Annotated in this window: 3 protein-coding genes; all 3 read left to right on the forward strand. The window is 38.1% G+C overall.

The genetic code is table 11. The annotated features are described in order from the left end of the window. Positions 1–81: 81 nt before the first annotated feature. Entirely contained in the window at positions 82–273 is a 192-nt protein-coding gene (locus BFL01S_RS19580; protein WP_025910450.1) for a hypothetical protein, read from the forward strand. After that, positions 270–542, forward strand: coding sequence for an IS66 family insertion sequence element accessory protein TnpB (gene tnpB, locus BFL01S_RS19585; RefSeq protein WP_061786719.1), 273 nt, complete (start codon positions 270–272; stop codon positions 540–542). The genes BFL01S_RS19580 and tnpB overlap by 4 nt, the downstream gene beginning before the upstream one ends. 143 nt (positions 543–685) lie before the next feature. Next, on the forward strand, positions 686–1,385 hold a 700-nt coding region (locus BFL01S_RS19590), incomplete at its 3' end, for an IS66 family transposase (protein ID WP_439950867.1).

The following is a 1,385-nucleotide window of genomic DNA, read 5'->3' on the forward strand; positions in this document are numbered from 1 at the left end:
GTAAGCCCGTAATCAAACAACGCATATAAAACATCAGGCACCTCCGGTACGATAAATGTATCAATCAAAGGAGGTGCCATTATGTCTACAAACAAATTAACCATTGTTCCCGTCAAACTCGATCCTATTCCAGTTGAAATTTCTTCGAATCATTCTCTCCAATACACTGCTGAGCCAAGTTGTGTAATTAAAACCGCTGTGGCTGAAATTTCCTTCTTCAATGGCGTAGATGAGCGCATTATCCAAACCATTATGAAGGAGCTGAAGGGATGAAACAGGATTTTACGAGCGTGCAAAACATCTACATCATCTGCGGCAAGACAGACATGCGTAAAGGTATTGATGGTCTCGCAACGCTCATTCAAGATTCTTTCGAATTGGATCCGTATAGTGATTCTATCTTTCTGTTTTCTGGATGGAGCAAGGGTCGTTATAAATGTTTGTATTTTGATGGAGATGGCTTCGCCATGCTTTATAAACGATTAGATAATGGAAAATTACAATGGCCAAAAGATGAAAATGAGGTACGCAAACTTTCGTAACAAGAGCTTCGTTGGTTATTAGAAGGATTATCTCTGCAACAGCCAAAGGCGATTACAAAATCTACAAAAGGTATCTTTTAATAGCCCTATTTTAAGTGGTATAATCATTCATAACTTAAATTGAACGAAATGTGGTGAATGATTTGGGAGACGCTTCAAATGAAAAAGTGATTCAATTATTGGAAGAACAATTAGCCTACACAAAAGAACAAAATAAAAATTTAACCAAACAAATTGAAGCATTGACTGAACAAATTCGCCAATTAACAAAAGCTTTATACGGTTCTAAATCAGAAAAGTCAAAGTATCAAATACCAGATGGACAAGGCTCATTATTTGAAGACGATCCGTCTTTTAACGAACCTGAGCAGACAGAAGAACAAAGCATCGAAAAGGTTAGTTATACGGTTATTCGTAAAAAGAGAAATAAAAAACGAAATGATTCGTTTCATGAGGATATAGAAATTGAAGAGATTCATCATCACCCAGCCAACTTAGCTTGTGACTGCTGTCGTGGGGAGATGGTAGAGTTCAGTTCAACGTTGATACGTGAAGAGGCGAAATTTATTCCAGCCTCCCTGAAGCGTGTGCAACATTTTGAACATGTGTATGAGTGCAAAACGTGTAAAAACGATGCCATACTAAAAGCTCAAATTAAACGAGGTAAAGCACCGCAAGGTCCAATCCAAAGAAGCATTGCCGGTCCTACTGTTTTGGCAAAGCTTATCTACGATAAGTTTATCCAGTACTTACCTCTTTACCGTCAGGTAAATGAATGGGAGCGCCATGGACTATATACAAATGATAAAAATCTATCCAATTGGGTAATACGTGTGGCAGAGG

The sequence above is a fragment of the Priestia flexa NBRC 15715 genome (genome assembly GCF_001591565.1).
Classification (GTDB): domain Bacteria; phylum Bacillota; class Bacilli; order Bacillales; family Bacillaceae_H; genus Priestia; species Priestia flexa.